The 17,366-nt window shown below is 67.5% G+C and carries 18 protein-coding genes; 9 read left to right on the forward strand and 9 right to left on the reverse strand.

Annotated features, from left to right (window positions below; all coding sequences use genetic code 11):
• Nucleotides 1-102: 102 nt before the first annotated feature.
• From H0X95_RS17740 to ubiA, 6 genes are all read left to right on the forward strand, one after another.
• On the forward strand, nucleotides 103-1,062 hold the full coding sequence (locus H0X95_RS17740; RefSeq protein ID WP_006483664.1) for a LysR substrate-binding domain-containing protein: 960 nt from the start codon (nucleotides 103-105) through the stop codon (nucleotides 1,060-1,062).
• Between the two features lie 394 nt (nucleotides 1,063-1,456).
• The gene (locus H0X95_RS36185) at nucleotides 1,457-1,585 is read left to right on the forward strand and encodes a hypothetical protein (RefSeq protein ID WP_006483667.1); all 129 of its coding nucleotides are present in this window, start codon (nucleotides 1,457-1,459) and stop codon (nucleotides 1,583-1,585) included.
• A gap of 101 nt (nucleotides 1,586-1,686) precedes the next feature.
• Nucleotides 1,687-3,873 (forward strand): catalase/peroxidase HPI, encoded by a 2,187-nt coding sequence (katG, locus tag H0X95_RS17745; RefSeq protein ID WP_059721651.1) that lies wholly within the window; start codon nucleotides 1,687-1,689, stop codon nucleotides 3,871-3,873.
• Between the two features lie 110 nt (nucleotides 3,874-3,983).
• Nucleotides 3,984-4,154 carry a hypothetical protein gene (locus tag H0X95_RS17750; protein WP_006483662.1) on the forward strand — a complete coding sequence of 57 codons (171 nt, stop codon included), beginning with the start codon at nucleotides 3,984-3,986 and terminating at the stop codon, nucleotides 4,152-4,154.
• A 138-nt stretch (nucleotides 4,155-4,292) separates the two neighbouring features.
• Complete coding sequence (dpsA, locus tag H0X95_RS17755) at nucleotides 4,293-4,781, forward strand: non-specific DNA-binding protein DpsA (protein ID WP_006483665.1); 489 nt, start codon at nucleotides 4,293-4,295, stop codon at nucleotides 4,779-4,781.
• Between the two features lie 207 nt (nucleotides 4,782-4,988).
• Nucleotides 4,989-5,852 carry a 4-hydroxybenzoate octaprenyltransferase gene (ubiA, locus tag H0X95_RS17760; RefSeq protein ID WP_034201004.1) on the forward strand — a complete coding sequence of 288 codons (864 nt, stop codon included), beginning with the start codon at nucleotides 4,989-4,991 and terminating at the stop codon, nucleotides 5,850-5,852.
• A gap of 101 nt (nucleotides 5,853-5,953) precedes the next feature.
• On the opposite strand, the gene proC is transcribed toward ubiA, so the two are convergent.
• The 6 genes from proC to H0X95_RS17790 form a co-directional block, all read right to left on the reverse strand.
• The gene (proC, locus tag H0X95_RS17765) at nucleotides 5,954-6,766 is read right to left on the reverse strand and encodes a pyrroline-5-carboxylate reductase (protein WP_006497505.1); all 813 of its coding nucleotides are present in this window, start codon (nucleotides 6,764-6,766) and stop codon (nucleotides 5,954-5,956) included.
• A gap of 53 nt (nucleotides 6,767-6,819) precedes the next feature.
• Nucleotides 6,820-7,518, reverse strand: a complete 699-nt coding sequence (locus tag H0X95_RS17770; RefSeq protein WP_059721650.1) for a YggS family pyridoxal phosphate-dependent enzyme — start codon at nucleotides 7,516-7,518, stop codon at nucleotides 6,820-6,822.
• Between the two features lie 128 nt (nucleotides 7,519-7,646).
• The gene (gene glcF, locus H0X95_RS17775; RefSeq protein ID WP_059721649.1) at nucleotides 7,647-8,873 is read right to left on the reverse strand and encodes a glycolate oxidase subunit GlcF; all 1,227 of its coding nucleotides are present in this window, start codon (nucleotides 8,871-8,873) and stop codon (nucleotides 7,647-7,649) included.
• Between the two features lie 7 nt (nucleotides 8,874-8,880).
• Complete coding sequence (glcE, locus tag H0X95_RS17780) at nucleotides 8,881-9,969, reverse strand: glycolate oxidase subunit GlcE (RefSeq protein ID WP_006488938.1); 1,089 nt, start codon at nucleotides 9,967-9,969, stop codon at nucleotides 8,881-8,883.
• Between the two features lie 185 nt (nucleotides 9,970-10,154).
• The gene (locus H0X95_RS17785; RefSeq protein WP_006497501.1) at nucleotides 10,155-11,648 is read right to left on the reverse strand and encodes an FAD-linked oxidase C-terminal domain-containing protein; all 1,494 of its coding nucleotides are present in this window, start codon (nucleotides 11,646-11,648) and stop codon (nucleotides 10,155-10,157) included.
• A 37-nt stretch (nucleotides 11,649-11,685) separates the two neighbouring features.
• Nucleotides 11,686-13,095: an FAD-binding oxidoreductase gene (locus H0X95_RS17790; RefSeq protein ID WP_034201002.1), complete on the reverse strand. Its 1,410-nt coding sequence runs from the start codon at nucleotides 13,093-13,095 to the stop codon at nucleotides 11,686-11,688.
• 136 nt (nucleotides 13,096-13,231) lie between these two features.
• On the opposite strand from H0X95_RS17790, the gene H0X95_RS17795 reads away from it, so the two are divergent.
• Both H0X95_RS17795 and hmpA read left to right on the forward strand, forming a co-directional pair.
• A complete protein-coding gene (locus tag H0X95_RS17795; protein ID WP_058902154.1) occupies nucleotides 13,232-13,783 on the forward strand; it encodes a cob(I)yrinic acid a,c-diamide adenosyltransferase in 552 nt (183 codons plus the stop codon).
• A gap of 94 nt (nucleotides 13,784-13,877) precedes the next feature.
• Complete coding sequence (hmpA, locus tag H0X95_RS17800) at nucleotides 13,878-15,086, forward strand: NO-inducible flavohemoprotein (RefSeq protein WP_058902155.1); 1,209 nt, start codon at nucleotides 13,878-13,880, stop codon at nucleotides 15,084-15,086.
• Between the two features lie 72 nt (nucleotides 15,087-15,158).
• On the opposite strand, the gene H0X95_RS17805 is transcribed toward hmpA, so the two are convergent.
• The 3 genes from H0X95_RS17805 to aroG form a co-directional block, all read right to left on the reverse strand.
• A complete protein-coding gene (locus tag H0X95_RS17805; protein WP_006489298.1) occupies nucleotides 15,159-15,548 on the reverse strand; it encodes a type II toxin-antitoxin system VapC family toxin in 390 nt (129 codons plus the stop codon).
• Nucleotides 15,545-15,814: a type II toxin-antitoxin system Phd/YefM family antitoxin gene (locus H0X95_RS17810; protein WP_059721647.1), complete on the reverse strand. Its 270-nt coding sequence runs from the start codon at nucleotides 15,812-15,814 to the stop codon at nucleotides 15,545-15,547. The genes H0X95_RS17805 and H0X95_RS17810 overlap by 4 nt, the downstream gene beginning before the upstream one ends.
• A 109-nt stretch (nucleotides 15,815-15,923) precedes the next feature.
• Entirely contained in the window at nucleotides 15,924-16,997 is a 1,074-nt protein-coding gene (aroG, locus tag H0X95_RS17815) for a 3-deoxy-7-phosphoheptulonate synthase AroG (RefSeq protein WP_006489288.1), read from the reverse strand.
• Between aroG and H0X95_RS17820 the strand changes: the two genes are divergently transcribed.
• On the forward strand, nucleotides 16,996-17,217 hold the full coding sequence (locus tag H0X95_RS17820) for a hypothetical protein (RefSeq protein ID WP_006497499.1): 222 nt from the start codon (nucleotides 16,996-16,998) through the stop codon (nucleotides 17,215-17,217). The genes aroG and H0X95_RS17820 overlap by 2 nt on opposite strands.
• Nucleotides 17,218-17,366: the final 149 nt, after the last annotated feature.

The following is a 17,366-nucleotide window of genomic DNA, read 5'->3' on the forward strand; positions in this document are numbered from 1 at the left end:
TCGACGCCAATCGACGCCTCGCGATGCAGAGAAACTTGGCGAACCGGTGCCAACAGGTGTATAAATTAAACCTATCGCCTGTATATCTCTGATTGACCCACAATGACGCTGACTGAATTGAAATACATCGTCGCGGTTGCGCGCGAGCGGCATTTCGGCCGCGCGGCCGAAGCGTGCTTCGTGAGCCAGCCGACGCTCTCGGTGGCGATCAAGAAGCTCGAAGACGAGCTCAACGTGCAGATTTTCGAGCGCGGCGCGAGCGAAGTGAGCGTGACGCCGATCGGCGACCAGATCGTCACCCAGGCGCAGCGCGTGCTGGAGCAGACCTTCGCGATCAAGGAGATCGCGAAGCAGGGCAAGGACCCGCTCGTCGGCCCGTTCCGCCTCGGCGTGATCTACACGATCGGGCCGTACCTGCTGCCGACGCTCGTCAAGCAGATGATCCAGCGTGTCCCGCAGATGCCGCTGATGCTGCAGGAGAACTACACGCTGAAGCTGCTCGAACTGCTGAAGCAGGGCGAGATCGACGCCGCGATCATGGCGCTGCCGTTCCCCGAAACCGGCCTGATGGTGCGGCCGCTGTACGACGAGCCGTTCGTCGTCGCGCTGCCGGCGGGCCACCCGTGGGAGAAGCGCGACGAGATCGACGCCGAGGACCTGAAGCAGGAAACCATGCTGCTGCTCGGCAACGGCCACTGCTTCCGCGATCACGTGCTCGGCGTGTGTCCGGAACTGATGCGCTTCTCGCAGACGGCCGACGGCATCCAGAAGACCTTCGAGGGCTCGTCGCTCGAAACCATTCGCCACATGGTCGCGAGCGGCGTCGGCATCACGGTGCTGCCGCGAATGTCGGTCGCCGAGATCGGCCCGCGCGCGAACGGTCCCGATGCCGAACTGCTGTCGTACGTGCCGTTCAACGAACCGGTGCCCGATCGGCGTGTGGTGCTCGTATGGCGCAAGAGCTTCACGCGGATGCCCGCGATCGACGCGATTAGCGACGCCATCTCTGCCTGCGAGCTGCCCGGCGTCGCGAAGCTCGACATGCCGGCCACGATGAATTGACGCACCCGCGCATGCGGGTGTGGCGGCATGATGAACGGGGCCTTGCGGCCCCGTTTATTTTTCCCTATCGCATAGATGAAATTTATCAAATTCAAATAATTGATAGATGTAGATAGAATCCTCTACATGGATCGGCGTCGTAGCCGACGTGCGGGATGCACGTTGAATGCAAACGTCAAAGGAGGATGTCATGATGCGGTCGGTATTGCAGCACGCGCAACGGAACATCCCGTCGCGCGACATGGTCGTACATCGCGCCAGGGCGGCGGTTCGCGGCCTGCGTCCGATTGCGTTCGCGTACCTGGCGGACCGTGTGTATGGCGGATGAGTGCCGCCGCGCACCGGTTCTGTGTTCCCCCGATTCACCCGCCGTCAAGCCATGAGGGAGCATTGCATGTCCGATACCCGAAAAACCACCCGCCGCGCCGGCATGACGACTGCCGGCCGCCGCGTCCCCGAGCGCCCCGCCTGCGGCGCGTTGCAGCGGGAACGCGTGCCGAAGGCCGCGCACGACATCCCGTAGTACGACAGGAGAAGCCGCCTGTTCCGTTTCTTACCCCCCGCAATGCTCCACGAACCGCGCCCGGCACGTGGGGGCCTACGAGCAAGTAAAGGAGAAAAAGCATGTCGAACGAAACCAAGTGCCCGTTCAACCACACCGCAGGCAGCGGCACGACGAACAAGGACTGGTGGCCGAATCAGCTGAACCTCAACGTCCTGCATCGGCATTCGGCGCTGTCCGATCCGATGGACCCGGATTTCGACTACGCCGAGGCGTTCAAGAAGCTGGATCTCGCCGCGGTGAAGCAGGACCTGCACGCGCTGATGACGACGTCGCAGGACTGGTGGCCGGCCGACTTCGGCCACTACGGCGGTCTGTTCGTGCGCATGGCGTGGCATAGCGCGGGCACGTACCGCACGGCCGACGGCCGCGGCGGCGCGGGCGGCGGGCAGCAGCGCTTCGCGCCGCTCAACAGCTGGCCGGACAACGTGAGCCTCGACAAGGCGCGCCGCCTGCTGTGGCCGATCAAGCAGAAGTACGGCCGCAACATCTCGTGGGCCGACCTGCTGATCCTGACCGGCAACGTCGCGCTCGAATCGATGGGCTTCAAGACGTTCGGCTATGCCGGCGGCCGCGTCGACACGTGGGAACCGGACGACGTCTACTGGGGCTCGGAAAAGATCTGGCTGGAACTGAGCGGCGGCCCGAACAGCCGCTACACGGGCAAGCGCGAGCTCGAAAGCCCGCTCGCCGCGGTGCAGATGGGCCTGATCTACGTGAACCCGGAAGGTCCGGACGGCAACCCCGACCCGGTCGCCGCCGCGCACGACATCCGCGAGACGTTCGCGCGGATGGCGATGAACGACGAGGAAACGGTCGCGCTGATCGCGGGCGGTCACACGTTCGGCAAGACGCACGGCGCCGGCCCGGCCTCGAACGTCGGCCCCGAGCCGGAAGCCGCGGGCCTCGAGGAGCAGGGGCTCGGATGGAAGAGCACCTTCGGCACCGGCAAGGGCAAGGACACGATCACGAGCGGCCTCGAAGTCACGTGGACCTCGACGCCGACGAAGTGGAGCAACGACTTCTTCAAGCACCTGTTCAGCTACGAGTGGGAGCTCACGAAGAGCCCGGCCGGCGCGCACCAGTGGGTCGCGAAGGATGCGGACGAGGTGATTCCCGATGCGTACGACGCGTCGAAGAAGCATCGCCCGACGATGCTGACGACCGACCTGTCGCTGCGTTTCGACCCGGCCTACGAAAAGATCTCGCGCCGCTTCTACGAGAACCCGGCCGAATTCGCCGACGCATTCGCACGTGCGTGGTTCAAGCTGACGCACCGTGACATGGGTCCGCGCTCGCGCTACCTCGGCCCGGAAGTGCCGGCGGAACACCTGCTGTGGCAGGACCCGATCCCGGCCGTCGATCATCCGCTGATCGACGACGCCGACGTCGCCGCGCTGAAGGCGAAGGTGCTGGCCACGGGCCTGTCGGTGTCGCAGCTCGTGTCGACCGCCTGGGCGTCCGCGGCGACGTTCCGCGGGTCGGACAAGCGCGGTGGTGCGAACGGCGCGCGCATCCGCCTCGCGCCGCAGAAGGACTGGGAAGTGAACCAGCCGGCGGCGCTCGCGGCGGTACTCGAAGCGCTCGAAGGCGTGCAGAAGGCGTTCAACGATGCGCAGACGGGCGGCAAGAAGGTGTCGCTGGCCGACCTGATCGTGCTGGCCGGTGCGGCCGGCGTCGAGCAGGCGGCGAAGAACGCGGGCATCGCGATCACGGTGCCGTTCGCGCCGGGCCGGATGGATGCGTCGCAGGAAGAAACCGACGTCGACGCGATGGCCGTGCTCGAGCCGCTCGCCGACGGGTTCCGCAACTACCTGAAGCACGCGTACAAGACGCCGGCCGAGGCGCTGCTGGTCGACAAGGCGCAACTGCTGACGTTGACGGCGCCGGAGATGACCGTGCTGGTCGGCGGCTTGCGCGTGCTCGGCGCGAACGTCGGCGACTCGAAGCACGGCGTGTTCACCGATCGTCCGGGCACGCTGTCGAACGACTTCTTCGCGAACCTGCTCGACATGCGCACGGAATGGAAGCCGGTGTCGGCCGCGAACGACGTGTTCGAAGGGCGCGATCGCGCGACGGGCGCGGTCAAGTGGACGGGCACGCGCGTCGACCTGATCTTCGGCTCGCACTCGCAACTGCGCGCGCTGGCCGAGGTGTACGGCAGCGCGGATGCGCAGGAGAAGTTCGTGCGCGACTTCGTCGCCGCCTGGAACAAGGTGATGAACCTCGACCGCTTCGACCTCGCATGAACCTGGCCGTGATGCGGTGATGCAGTAAAGCAGTGATGCAGTAACCTGAAACGGCCGGTCGAACGACCGGCCGTTTCTTCTCTGAACGATGTCTTGTCGAAGGAGTGACCATGACGCAAATGATGCTCAACATGCGTGCCGCCGCGTCGCCCATTCTGCGCTCGCCGGTCGAACTGGCGCGCTACGCCGTCGGCTTCGCGATCGTCGTCGGCGGGGCGGTGGAGCTGGTCTCGCAGGCGCTGCACGCGCTCGCGCCGGTCGTGTCGGCCGCAGGCGGCTGACGACAACGATGGCAGCGAGGGCAGCGACGATTTCGCGACGCTAGACTGGCGAGTCGCGAACGGATGCCGCGCGACGCGGCATGCGGATTGCTCGACGCATTTTCGCCGGTTCAACATTTCGAATGAGGAGTCCCGAAGATGGCCAAGAAAGGCAACGCCACGCAGATCAACATCGGTATCAGCGACAAGGACCGCAAGAACATCGCGGACGGCCTGTCGCGCCTGCTAGCCGATACGTTTTCGCTGTACCTGAAGACCCACAATTTCCACTGGAACGTGACCGGACCGATGTTCAACACGCTGCACCTGATGTTCGAGGAGCAGTACAACGAACTGTGGCTCGCGGTCGATTCCGTCGCGGAACGCATTCGCACGCTGGGCGTCGTCGCGCCCGGCACGTTCGGCGAGTTCGCGAAACTGTCGTCGGTGCCGGAAGCGAAGGGCGTGCCGGCCGCCGAGGAAATGATCCGTCAGCTCGTCGAAGGGCACGAGGCGGTCGTGCGCACCGCGCGTGAAATCTTCCCCATCGCCGATGCGGCGAGCGACGAGCCGACCGCGGACCTGCTGACCCAGCGCCTGCAGACGCATGAAAAGACCGCATGGATGCTGCGGTCGCTGCTCGCGTAAGCCGCACGCGGCCGGGGACGGCAGGCCGGCCTGCTTCGGAGCGGCTTTGCATCTGTCCCCGGATTGATGCGCGCCGCTGCGTGGCCGCGCGTAGCGGGTCGCGGTGGCCCGCCGGCCCGCTGCGGTCACCGGCCGCGCGGCGCGCCGACATGACGCGAAGCACCGCTCGGCTCTAAAATGCCGGGATTCTCTTCCCGGTGCTTCGCCATGCTTGCCCGCTTTCCCCTGTATCTGCGGCTCGTCCGGATGGACAAGCCGATCGGCAGCCTGCTGCTGCTGTGGCCGACGCTCAACGCGCTGTGGATCGCGTCAGACGGCCACCCGCGCTGGCCGCTGCTCGTGATCTTCACGCTCGGCACGCTGCTGATGCGCTCGGCCGGCTGCGCGATGAACGACTACGCCGACCGCGATTTCGACCGTCACGTGAAGCGCACGGCCGACCGGCCGCTGACGTCGGGCAAGATCCACGCATGGGAAGCCGTCGCGATCGCGGTCGGGCTGTCGTTCATCGCGTTTTTGCTGATCCTGCCGCTCAATACGCTGACGAAACAATTGTCGGTCGTCGCGCTGTTCGTCGCCGGCTCCTATCCGTTCATGAAGCGCTTCTTCGCGATTCCGCAGGCGTATCTCGGCATCGCGTTCGGCTTCGGCATCCCGATGGCGTTCGCGGCCGTGCAGGATACGGTGCCGATGCTGGCGTGGGTGATGCTGGTCGCGAACATCTTCTGGTCGGTCGCGTACGACACCGAATATGCGATGGTCGATCGCGACGACGACATCAAGATCGGCATCCGCACGTCCGCGCTGACGTTCGGCCGTTTCGACGTCGCGGCCGTGATGGCGTGCTACGCGATGACGCTCGGCATCTACGTGTGGATCGGCGTGACGCTCGGCTTCGGTCCCGCGTACTGGGTGGGCTGGGCGGCGGCGCTCGGCTGCGCGTTGTATCACTACACGCTGATCAAGGACCGCGAACGGATGCCGTGCTTCGCGGCGTTCCGCCACAACAACTGGCTGGGCGGCGTGCTGTTCGCGGGCATCGCCGCGCATTACCTGCTGGCGGGCAACTGAACGACACACCGCGCGCTCTTTCTCGCGGCGCCAACGAAAAAGCGACCTGACGGTCGCTTTTTTTACATCCGGCGCCGGCATGACCGGCGCCGCCGTCACGCTTACGCGCGGCCGAGCTCGTCGCCCATTTCCTTCGCGCGTGCTTCGGCCGCGAGCGCGCCGCGCACGATCGCTTCCTTCACGCCCTGCGCGTCGAACGCCGCGAGCGCGGCGGCCGTCGTGCCGCCCTTCGACGTCACGCGTTCGCGCAGCACGCTGGCCGGCTCGCCCGACTGCGCGGCCAGTTGCGCGGCGCCGGTGAACGTCGCGACCGCGAGCGCGCGGCCCTGCTCGTCGTTCATGCCGAGGCGGCGCGCGGCTTCCTGCAGCGCTTCGATGAAATAGAACACGTACGCGGGGCCGCTGCCCGAAATCGCGGTGACCGCATCGAGCTGCGCTTCGTCGTCGAACCACACGATCTCGCCGACCGCGCCGAGCACGTTCGACGCGAGTTCGCGGCCGGCGGCGTCGACGCCCGGCAGCGCGGCCAGGCCCGTCACGCCCATGCCGACCAGCGCGGGCGTGTTCGGCATCGTGCGCACGACGCGCGCGTAGCCGCCGAGCCAGCGGGCGAGATCCGTGCCGCGGATGCCGGCCGCGATGCTGATCACGAGCTGCGACTTCAGGTGTGGCGCCAGCGCTTGCGCGACGTCGTGCAGTACCTGCGGCTTCACCGCGAGCACGATCGCGTCGTAATCGGCGAGCGTCGCGTCGATCGCCGCGCCGGTGCGCACGCCGAATTGCTGTGCCGCGCGCGCGCGGACTTCTTCGTTGACGTCGATGGCATACAGGCCGTCCGCGGCGACGCCGCGCTTGATCAGGCCGCCGATCAGGGCCGCGGCCATGTTGCCGCCGCCGATGAATGCGATTTTCATGATGTCGGGAATGAGCGAGTGAGTGAACGGAAAGGCGGAAAAGGGCGCGGCGTTCAGTGCGAGTAATCGCGCGCGCCGAAGATCGCGGTGCCGACGCGCACGATCGTCGCGCCTTCGAGCACGGCGGCATCGAGATCGGCGGACATGCCCATCGACAGCGTGTCGAGCGGCAGGCCGCCGGCGCGCAACGTGTCGAACAACGCGCGCAGCGCGCGATGCGGCGCGCGTTGCGCGTCGGGGTCGTCGGCCGGTTCGGGAATCGCCATCAGGCCGCGCAGCCGCAGCGACGGCAGCGCGGCGACCGCCCGCGCGACTTCGGCCACGTCGGCCGGCGCGACGCCGCTCTTCGACGCCTCGCCGCTGATGTTCACCTGCACGCACACGTTGAGCGGCGGCAGGTGCGCGGGGCGCTGTTCCGACAGGCGCTGCGCGATCTTCAGCCGGTCGACCGAATGGACCCAGTCGAAGCGCTCGGCGACGGGGCGCGTCTTGTTCGATTGCAGCGGGCCGATGAAATGCCATTCGAGGCTCGCGCGCAGGTCGGCGAGCGCGTCGATCTTGTCGATCGATTCCTGCACGTAGTTTTCGCCGAAGGCGCGCTGGCCGGCCGCATGCGCGGCGCGCACGTCGTGGGCCGGAAACGTCTTCGACACGGCGAGCAGCGCGACGGTGGCGGGATCGCGGCCGGCCGCGCGGGCGGCGTCGGCGATGCGGCGGTGAACGGAGTCGAGACGGGCGGCGAGATCGGACATGACGGGCACGGAAGCAGGCACGGGAGCGGCACGGAAGCGGGCATGAAGCCGATGCGTCGCGATCCGCAGCGCATCGATCCGCTCATTATACGGACGCCGCGCGCGCCCGTTACGAGCGCGAACAGCCCCTAGCCGTACAGCAGATGCTCGACGAGCTGGACCCAGTGGGCGACCGGCACCTGCGTGCCGCTTTGCAGGTGCGCGATGCAGCCGACGTTGCCGGACACGATCATCTGCGGCTCGAGCGCCTGGAGCTTCAGCAGCTTCTGCTTGCGCAACCGGTACGACAGCGACGGCTGCGTCAGCGAGTAGGTGCCGGCCGAGCCGCAGCACAGATGGCTGTCGGCCGGCAGCCGCACGTCGATGCCGAGCGTCTCCAGCAGGCGCTCGACCTTGCCGCGCGATTGTTGACCGTGCTGCAGCGTGCACGGCGGGTGGTAGGCGACCGTATGGATCGCGCGGCGCCGCGCGATCGTCGCGAGTTCGGCCTCGAACGCGAGCAGCACGTCGGAGATGTCGCGCGTCAGCGAAACGATGCGCTGCGCCTTCTCCGCGTAGGCCGGATCGTCGCGCAGCAGGTGCGCGTACTCGAGCACCGTCGCGCCGCAGCCCGACGCGTTCATCACGATCGCCTCGGCGCCCTGTTCGACGTGGGGCCACCACGCGTCGATGTTGCGACGTGCGTCGTCGAGCGCTTCGTCGTGATAGTTCAGATGCAGGCGGATCGCGCCGCAGCAGCCCGCGTCCGGCGCGACGACCGTCTCGATGCCGAGCGCGTCCAGCACGCGCGCGGTCGCGATGTTGATGTTCGGCAGCATGGACGGCTGCACGCAGCCGCCGAGCATCAGCATCTTGCGCGGATGCGTGCGGTGCGGCCATTCGAGCAGCCGCGTGCGCGGCGGCACCTTGTCGCGCAGCCGCTTCGGCAGCAGCGGCCGCACGTGCTGGCCGAGCCGCATCATCGGCGAGAACAGCGCGGCGTTCGGCACGACGCTCGCGAGCATGCGGCGCATCAGCCGCTGCTGCGCGGGGCGCTCCACCTGAGCTTCGACGTGCTTGCGGCCGATCTCGACGAGCCGGCCGTACTGGACGCCGGACGGGCAGGTCGTCTCGCAACTGCGGCAGGTGAGGCAGCGGTCGAGATGCTGTTGCGTGCTGCGCGTGACGGGTGCGCCTTCGACCATCTGCTTGATCAGGTAGATGCGGCCGCGCGGGCCGTCGAGTTCGTCGCCGAGCAGTTGATAAGTCGGACAGGTCGCGGTGCAGAACCCGCAGTGCACGCACTTGCGCAGGATCGCGTCGGCCTCGTCGCCGTCGGGCGTATTGCGGATGAAATCGGCGAGATTCGTTTGCATCCAGCCCTCAGAGCTCAGGGTAAAGCCGGCCGCGATTGAAGATGCGCGCTGGATCGAACGCGCTTTTCAGCCCGCGGTGGATCTTCATCATCGGCGCCGGCAGCGGCGTGAACACGCCCGCGCTGCGGTCGTAGGTGTCGCCCGCGCGGAACAGCGTCGCATGGCCGCCGGCCTGCTTCGCGCTCATGCGCACGGTTTGCGCGTCGGCGTCGGTGATCCACCAGCGCTGCGCGCCGCCCCATTCCATCAACTGGGTGCCCGGCAGGTGCATCGGTTCGGTGATCGACGGCAGCGACAGGCGCCACAGCGCGTAGCCGGGCGGGATGCCGTTGAAGAACGGGTCGGTGTGCTCGCGCAGGCCGGACCAGAAACGCTCGGCCTCGACCGCGTCGACGACTTCGCCGCCGAGCAGCGTTTTCGCGGATTTGACGGCGGCTTCCGCGCCCGACAGGCGCAGCACGAGCGTGCCGTTGCGCCACGCGCTCGCGCTGACCGGCAGCGGATGGCCGCCCCATTCGTTGAGCTTGCGCACCGCGTCGGTCGCGGTCATCTCGAACTTCAGCGTGACTTCGGCGACGGGCATCGGCAGCACCTTGATCGACAGGTCGAGCATCAGCCCGAGCGTACCGAGCGCGCCGGCCATCAGCCGCGACACGTCGTAGCCGGCGACGTTCTTCACCACCTGCCCGCCGAAGCGCAGCATCTCACCGCGGCCGTTCATCAGCGTGGTGCCGAGCACGAAATCGCGCGGAGCGCCGCAGGTGGCGCGGCGCGGGCCCGCGAGACCGGCTGCGACGCAGCCGCCGACGGTGGCCGCGCGCCCGAAATGCGGCGGTTCGAACGGCAGCATCTGGCCGCACTCGGCGAGGACGGTTTCAAGCTGCGCGAGCGGCGTGCCCGCGCGGACCGTGACGACGAGTTCGGCCGGGTCGTACGACACGACGCCCTGAAACGCGCGCGTGTCGAGTATTTCGCCCTCGAGCGCCTGGCCGTACCAGTCCTTGGTGCCGCCGCCGCGAATCCGCAGCGGCCGGCCGTCGGCACTGGCGGCGCGGATGCGCTCGGCCCATCCGGCGACGATGTCGTCCTCTTCCATGTTCCGTTGCTTTCTCGTCTCGTTGTCCGGTCGATTGTACCGGGGTGGCGCGATTCCACATCGCGACTATCCCTAAGCCCCGTATCGCGTGCGGCAGGCTCGCGCCGGCGCGCGAACGCGCCGCGCGGGCGCGGCAGACCCGCGGACCGCGGCCACCGGTGCGGGCCGTGACCCGCCCGCGCCGCTCAGAAGCGCGGCAGGTCGGGGTGCGGCAACAGCCCGCCGCGCACGTGCTGGCGACCGTATTCCGCGCAGCGCGCACGGGTCGGGATGCCCTTGTCCGGGTTCAGCAGCCCGGCCGGATCGAACGCGCGCTTGACCGCGAAGAACGCGTCGCGCTCCTGCGGCGAGAACTGCACGCACATCGAATTGAGTTTTTCGATGCCGACACCGTGCTCGCCCGTCACGCTGCCGCCGAACTCCACGCAGCATTCGAGGATTTCCGCGCCGAACTGCTCGGCGCGGTGCAGCTCGTCCGGATCGTTCGCGTTGTACAGGATCAGCGGATGCATGTTGCCGTCGCCCGCATGGAACACGTTGATGCAGCGCAGCCCGTAGCGCGTTTCGAGCTGCTCGATGCGCGCGAGCAGCGGGCCGATCGCGCGGCGCGGCACGGTGCCGTCCATGCAGTAGTAATCGGCGGAAATGCGCCCGGCGGCCGGGAACGCGTTCTTGCGGCCGGACCAGAAGCGCAGCCGTTCATGTTCGTTGCGCGACACCTGGATGCGCGTCGCGCCGTGTTCGCGCAGCACGGCCGTCATCCGCACGATTTCCTCGGCGACTTCTTCCGGCGTGCCGTCCGATTCGCACAGCAGGATCGCCTTCGCGTCGAGGTCGTAGCCCGCGTGCGTGAACGCCTCGACGGCCTGCGTGGCCGGCTTGTCCATCATCTCGAGCCCGGCCGGGATGATGCCCGACGCGATGATCGCTGCCACCGCCTCGCCGCCCTTGACGACGTCGTCGAAGCTCGCCATCACGAGCTGCGCGGTCTGCGGCTTCGGGATCAGCCGCACCGTGACCTCGGTGACGATCGCGAACATCCCTTCGCTGCCGATCATCACCGCGAGCAGGTCGAGGCCCGGCATGTCGAGCGCGAGCGAGCCGAACTCGACGACCTCGCCGTCGATCGTCACCGCGCGCACGCGCATCACGTTGTGCACGGTCAGCCCGTATTTCAGGCAGTGGACGCCGCCGGAGTTTTCCGCGACGTTGCCGCCGATCGTGCACGCGATCTGCGACGACGGATCGGGCGCGTAATACAGGCCGTACGGCGCGGCCGCTTCCGAGATCGCGAGGTTGCGCACGCCGGGCTGCACGGTTGCCGTGCGTGCGTACGGGTCGACTTCGACGATGCGCGTGAAGCGCGCGAGCGACAGCACGACGCCGAGCGCGATCGGCAGCGCGCCGCCCGACAGGCTCGTGCCGGCGCCGCGCGGCACGATCGGTACTTCCATGCGGCGGCAGATCTGCACGATCCGCTGCACTTGCGATTCCGTCTCGGGCAGCGCGACCGCGAGCGGCAGCCGGCGGTACGCGGACAGGCCGTCGCATTCGTACGGCGCCGTGTCCTCGTCGCGGTACAGCAGGCAGTGCGTCGGCAGCACGGCCATCAGCGCCTGCACGACTTCGCGCTGGCGCTGCGCGCGTGCGGCGCTCGACAGTTCGACGGGAGCGTTCATGAAGTCTCCTGCGTGAGGCGCGAGCTCGCGCCGCCGGTCAGCACGTGAAAATCTTGCCTGGATTCATCAGGTTGCGTGGATCGAGCGCGAGCTTGATCGCGCGCATCGTGTCGATCGCGTTGTCGCCGTGCTCCTTCGGCAGGAAGCGCATCTTGTGCAGCCCGACGCCGTGCTCGCCCGTGCAGGTGCCGCCCAGGCGCAGCGCGCGCTCGACGATCCGGTCGTTGATGTGTTCGGCTTCGGCGAGTTCCTCGGGCTTGTCGGGATCGATCAGGATCGCGACGTGGAAATTGCCGTCGCCGACGTGGCCGACGATCGGACAGGGCAGCGACGACGCGCGCAGGTCGACCTCGGTTTCCTCGACGCACGCGGCGAGCTGCGAGATCGGCACGCACACGTCGGTCGTCACCGCGCGGCAGCCGGGCTTCAACTGCAGCATCGCGAAGTACGCGTTGTGGCGTGCGGACCAGAGCCGCGTGCGATCCTCGGGACGGGTCGCCCATTCGAAGCCCTGGCCGGCGTTCTGGCCGGCGAGCGCCTGCACGAGTTCGGCCTGTTCCTTCACGCCGGCATCGGTGCCGTGGAACTCGAAGAACAGCGTCGGCGCCTCGGTCAGCGTCAGGTTCGAGTGACGGTTGATCGAGCGCACCGCGAGCGCATCGACGAATTCGACGCGCGCGATCGGCACGCCGATCTGGATCGTCTCGATCACCGTGCGCACCGCGTCGCCCATCGTCGGGAACGTGCAGATCGCGGCCGACACGGCCTCGGGCAGCGGGTGCAGGCGCAGCGTGATCTCGGTGATCACGCCGAGCGTGCCTTCGGACCCGACGAACAGGCGCGTGAGGTCGTAGCCGGCCGACGACTTGCGCGCGCGCGAGCCGGTTTTCACCACGCGGCCGTCCGCGAGCACCGCGGTCAGGCCGAGCACGTTCTCGCGCATCGTGCCGTAGCGTACGGCGTTGGTGCCCGATGCGCGGGTCGCGGTCATCCCGCCGATGCTGGCGTCGGCGCCCGGATCGATCGGGAAGAACAGGCCGGTGTCGCGCAGCGCTTCGTTGAGCGCCTTGCGCGTGATGCCCGGCTCGACCGTCACGGTCAGGTCTTCGGCGTTGATCGACAGCACGCGGTTCATTTCGGACAGGTCGAGCGACACGCCGCCGCGCACCGCGAGCAGGTGGCCTTCGAGCGACGAGCCGGCGCCGTACGGAATCAGCGGCACGCTGTAGAGCGAGCACAGCGACACGACCTCGCGCACGTCGTCGGTGCTGTGCGCGAACACGACGGCGTCGGGCAGTTGCGGATCGAACGGGGATTCGTCGCGGCCGTGATGGGCGCGGACCGCGTCGGCGGTCGACACGCGCTCGCCGAAGGCGGCGCGCAGTGCATCGAGCATGGCGGGGGGCAGCGGGCGGCGCGTGGCGGCCGGCGGGGCAGGGTGATTCACGAATGTCTCCTGACTGCTTGTCGAACTGTCGGCCCATTCTACGCTGTAACGTCCGCTGCGCCTGCCGCCGCGGGCTGCGATAATCGCGTTCCAGCCAACCGGGCCGCGTGGCGGCCGCGCACGAGAGGACATTCGCATGGGCAACCGCTTGAGCAAGATCGCGACGCGCACGGGCGACGACGGCACCACCGGCCTCGGCGACGGGCGGCGCATCGGCAAGGACGACGCGCGGATCGCCGCGATCGGCGACGTCGACGAACTGAACTCGAATCTCGGCGTGCTGCTGGCCGAGACGCTGCCGGACGACGTCCGCACGGCGCTCGTCACGATCCAGCACGACCTGTTCGATCTCGGCGGCGAGCTGTGCATTCCCGGCCACGCGGTGCTCGACGACACGCATCTCGCCCGGCTCGACCGGTGGCTTGCCGACTACAACGCGACGCTGCCGCCGCTGAAGGAATTCATCCTGCCGGCCGGCTCGCGCGCGGCGTCGCTCGCGCACGTCTGCCGCACCGTGTGCCGCCGTGCGGAGCGCTCGATCGTCGCGCTCGGGCGTAGCGACACGCTCAATGACGCACCGCGGCGGTACGTGAACCGGCTGTCCGACCTGCTGTTCGTGCTGGCGCGCGTGCTGAACCGCGCGGGCGGCGGCGCCGACGTGCTGTGGGAGCGCGGGCGCGTCCGCTAGCCCGCCGTCGCGTTTTTGCGCACTGCGACAATTTGCCCGGGGGACGTCCGTTTTTAAACATGTATTGTTTGTGCATGTTTAACGGAGAACGAACATGACCCACATCACCGCTGACCAGATGGCCCGTGTGAAGGCCACCGCCCCCGTCCTCGCCGAGCACGGCGCGACGATCACGAAGCACTTCTACCAGCGCATGTTCGCGCGTCATCCGGAACTGAAGAACCTGTTCAACCAGACGCACCAGAAGACCGGCAGCCAGCCCGAGACGCTCGCGAAGGCCGTCTACGCGTATGCGGCGAACATCGACAACCTCGGCGCGCTGGGCGGCGCGGTGTCGCGCATCTCGCACAAGCACGCGAGCCTGAACATCCGCCCCGAGCATTACCCGATCGTCGGCGAGAACCTGCTCGCATCGATCGTCGAGGTGCTCGGCGACGCGGTCGATGCCGACACGCTCGAAGCCTGGCGCGTCGCGTACGGCCAGCTCGCGCAGATCATGATCGGCGCCGAGGCCGACCTGTACGCGAACGCCGCGTGGAGCGGCTTCCGTCCGTTCAAGGTCGCGCGCAAGGTGCGTGAAAGCGACGAGATCACGTCGTTCTACCTGACGCCCGCCGACGGCGGCGAAGCACCGACGTTCGAGCCGGGCCAGTACGTCACGGTGAAGCGCTTCGTCGGCGAGCTCGGCGTCGACCAGCCGCGCCAGTACAGCCTGTCCGATGCGCCGCACGGCCAGTGGCTGCGCATCTCGGTGAAGCGCGAGGCCGGCAAGCCGGAAGCGATTCCGGCCGGCAAGGTGTCGACGCTGATGCACGATGGCGTCGAAGAGGGCGCGATCGTCGAAGTCACCGCGCCGATGGGCGACTTTTCGCTGAAGCGCGACGTGGATACGCCGGTCGTGCTGATCTCGGGCGGCGTCGGCATCACGCCGATGATGTCGATGGCGTCGACGCTGATCGCGGCGGGCAGCCCGCGCGACGTGCGATTCATCCACGCCTGCCGTTCGGGCGCGGTGCACGCGTTCCGCGACTGGCTGAACGACACCGTCGGCGAGCACGCGAACGTGAAGCGCACGGTGCTGTACGAACTGGTCGGCCCGAACGATCGCGTCGGCATCGACCACGACCTCGAAGGGCGCCTCACGCCGGAGCGCGTGCAGCAGTACGCGCTGGTGGCGGACGCCGATTACTACATCTGCGGGCCGGTCGCGTTCATGAAGGCCCAGCGCGACGCGCTCGTCGCGCTGGGCGTCGCGCCGGAGCGCGTGAACACCGAGATCTTCGGTTCGGGCGCGCTCGAGTGATGCGCGTACCGATGGTCTCCGGTCAATAAAAAAGCCCGGCGCGAGCCGGGCTTCTTCGTTGCGGATGGCGCGTCAGGCGCGCAGCATCAAGGTGGGGTGATAGCGCCACACCTTGGCATCGGCGCTGATCAGCGGTATCCCTTCATGGAGTGCCTGCGCGACCATCATGCGGTCGAATGGATCGGCATGATCGGGAAAGTCGGGCAGTACGGCGACGCCTTCGACGTGATCGCTGCTGATCGGCAACTCCGCAAAACCCGCAAGCCGAAAGGCCGAACGTGCATCTCTCGGATGGACGGGCAGATTGCCTGTGCGGTACTTGATCGCGATTTCCCAAATTGACGCGGCGCTGACGTACAGCCTGTTTTCGGGATGTTCGATCAACGCGGCCGCGGTTGCCGACAGTTGCGGCGCGCCTTCAGCCGCCCAGAGCGCGATGTGCGTGTCGGGCAGCAGCTTCACGGCGCGAGCCCGTGATCCGAGCTGGCATCGAAGTCGGCGGCGATCGATTCATCGCCGGCATTGAATGCGTCGACGCTTGTCGGGATATTCAATCCGGCCAGCAGCTGATGGGCTGCGCCGATCCGCTTCGGCGCGGCGTAAGGAACGATCCGGGCGACCGGATGCCCATTGCGGGCGATCACGACTTCGGACTCCCGCCCCAATTCAAGCGCTTCGACGAGGCTCGAAAGCCGCGACTTGGCATCGTGCATGTTGACGGTCGGCATGGTCGGCCTCTGATTAGCTAGGTAGTGTTAGCTAGTCTGGCAGGGCGACGCGCCGACCGCAGGCTGGCCGGGTGGCCAATCTGCCGCCAGGCGAGGCCGTACGCGTCCTTCAGTTGCCGCTGCCGCGCGCGACGCGGCGCGCCTTCACCGATTCCGCGAGGCCTTCGAGCACCTTCACGCTGTCGTCCCACGCGATGCACGCGTCGGTGATGCTCTGGCCGTAGGTCAGCGCGCAGCCTTCCTTCAGGTCCTGACGGCCCTCGACCAGGTGCGACTCGATCATCACGCCGACGATGCGTTCGTCGCCGGCCGCGACCTGGCGGCCGATGTCGGCGCACACGGGAATCTGGTTCTCGTGCTTCTTCGAGCTGTTCGCATGGCTCGCGTCGATCATCAGACGCGCGGCGAGGCCGGCCTTGCCGATGTCCGCGCACGCGGCATTCACGCTGTCCGCGTCGTAGTTCGGCGCCTTGCCGCCGCGCAGGATCACGTGGCAGTCCTCGTTGCCGGCCGTCGACACGATCGCCGAATGGCCGCCCTTCGTCACCGACAGGAAATGGTGCGGCTGCGACGCGGCCTTGATCGCGTCGACCGCGATCTTCACGTTGCCGTCGGTGCCGTTCTTGAAGCCGACCGGGCACGACAGCCCCGACGCGAGTTCGCGGTGCACCTGCGACTCGGTCGTGCGCGCGCCGATCGCGCCCCACGAGATCAGGTCGGCGATGTACTGCGGGCTGATCATGTCGAGGTATTCGGTTGCTGCCGGCAGCCCCATTTCGTTGATCTGCAGCAGCAGCTCGCGCGCGGTGCGCAGCCCTTCGTTGATCTTGAAGCTATTGTCGAGGTGCGGATCGTTGATGAGCCCCTTCCAGCCGACCGTCGTGCGCGGCTTCTCGAAGTACACGCGCATCACGATTTCGAGTTCGCCCTTGAAGCGCTCGCGTTCCTTCACGAGCCGGCCCGCGTATTCGATCGCCGCCTTCGTGTCATGGATCGAGCACGGCCCGATCACGACGATCAGCCGGTCGTCCATCCCGTGCAGGATGCGGTGCATCGACTGGCGCGAGTGGTAGATCAGCTCGGACGCGGCTTCGGAGCACGCGAATTCGCGGATCAGGTGGGCGGGCGGCGTCAGTTCCTTGAGTTCGCGGATGCGGACGTCGTCGGTGTTGTGCGGGGGCATGCTGTTTCTCCTCATTTTCCGGGCGCCGTTCGGTCAGTGGGCGTGCGGCAGATTCATCGATTCGGGCGATTCAGTGGTGTCGGTCGGGGCTGCTGAACGGCTGCGGCGGCGACCGGCTGGCGAAGGGCGAAAAAAAACCGCCGGGTTCGCCGGCGGTTTTTTCGGGAATTTCGGTTGCGCTTTACGCGCCATCAACCCTCTCGATCCGCCAGCGGTCTGAGATACCAAAAAAAGTAAAAGTAAAACTTGGCGGACATGACGGAAATTCGGCTCGTCAAAAAAGTTGATTCGGAATTTATACCCCGTCCCCGGCCGGCTGGCAACCGGGAACCGTCGAAAATGCGGACAATCCGCGTGTTTTCGTCAAAC

Source organism: Burkholderia sp. 9779_493 (genome assembly GCF_015712215.1).
GTDB lineage: Bacteria > Pseudomonadota > Gammaproteobacteria > Burkholderiales > Burkholderiaceae > Burkholderia > Burkholderia cenocepacia.

Excerpts from the sequence above, each read along its gene's own strand:
- H0X95_RS17740 (WP_006483664.1), top strand. The coding sequence starts at position 103 with ATGACGCTGACTGAATTGAAATACATCGTCGCGGTTGCGCGCGAGCGG.
- H0X95_RS36185 (WP_006483667.1), top strand. The coding sequence starts at position 1,457 with ATGTCCGATACCCGAAAAACCACCCGCCGCGCCGGCATGACGACTGCC.
- katG (WP_059721651.1), top strand. The coding sequence starts at position 1,687 with ATGTCGAACGAAACCAAGTGCCCGTTCAACCACACCGCAGGCAGCGGC.
- H0X95_RS17750 (WP_006483662.1), top strand. The coding sequence starts at position 3,984 with ATGACGCAAATGATGCTCAACATGCGTGCCGCCGCGTCGCCCATTCTG.
- dpsA (WP_006483665.1), top strand. The coding sequence starts at position 4,293 with ATGGCCAAGAAAGGCAACGCCACGCAGATCAACATCGGTATCAGCGAC.
- ubiA (WP_034201004.1), top strand. The coding sequence starts at position 4,989 with ATGCTTGCCCGCTTTCCCCTGTATCTGCGGCTCGTCCGGATGGACAAG.
- proC (WP_006497505.1), bottom strand. The coding sequence starts at position 6,766 with ATGAAAATCGCATTCATCGGCGGCGGCAACATGGCCGCGGCCCTGATC.
- H0X95_RS17770 (WP_059721650.1), bottom strand. The coding sequence starts at position 7,518 with ATGTCCGATCTCGCCGCCCGTCTCGACTCCGTTCACCGCCGCATCGCC.
- glcF (WP_059721649.1), bottom strand. The coding sequence starts at position 8,873 with ATGCAAACGAATCTCGCCGATTTCATCCGCAATACGCCCGACGGCGAC.
- glcE (WP_006488938.1), bottom strand. The coding sequence starts at position 9,969 with ATGGAAGAGGACGACATCGTCGCCGGATGGGCCGAGCGCATCCGCGCC.
- H0X95_RS17785 (WP_006497501.1), bottom strand. The coding sequence starts at position 11,648 with ATGAACGCTCCCGTCGAACTGTCGAGCGCCGCACGCGCGCAGCGCCAG.
- H0X95_RS17795 (WP_058902154.1), top strand. The coding sequence starts at position 13,232 with ATGGGCAACCGCTTGAGCAAGATCGCGACGCGCACGGGCGACGACGGC.
- hmpA (WP_058902155.1), top strand. The coding sequence starts at position 13,878 with ATGACCCACATCACCGCTGACCAGATGGCCCGTGTGAAGGCCACCGCC.
- H0X95_RS17810 (WP_059721647.1), bottom strand. The coding sequence starts at position 15,814 with ATGCCGACCGTCAACATGCACGATGCCAAGTCGCGGCTTTCGAGCCTC.
- H0X95_RS17820 (WP_006497499.1), top strand. The coding sequence starts at position 16,996 with ATGCTGTTTCTCCTCATTTTCCGGGCGCCGTTCGGTCAGTGGGCGTGC.
- aroG (WP_006489288.1), bottom strand. The coding sequence starts at position 16,997 with ATGCCCCCGCACAACACCGACGACGTCCGCATCCGCGAACTCAAGGAA.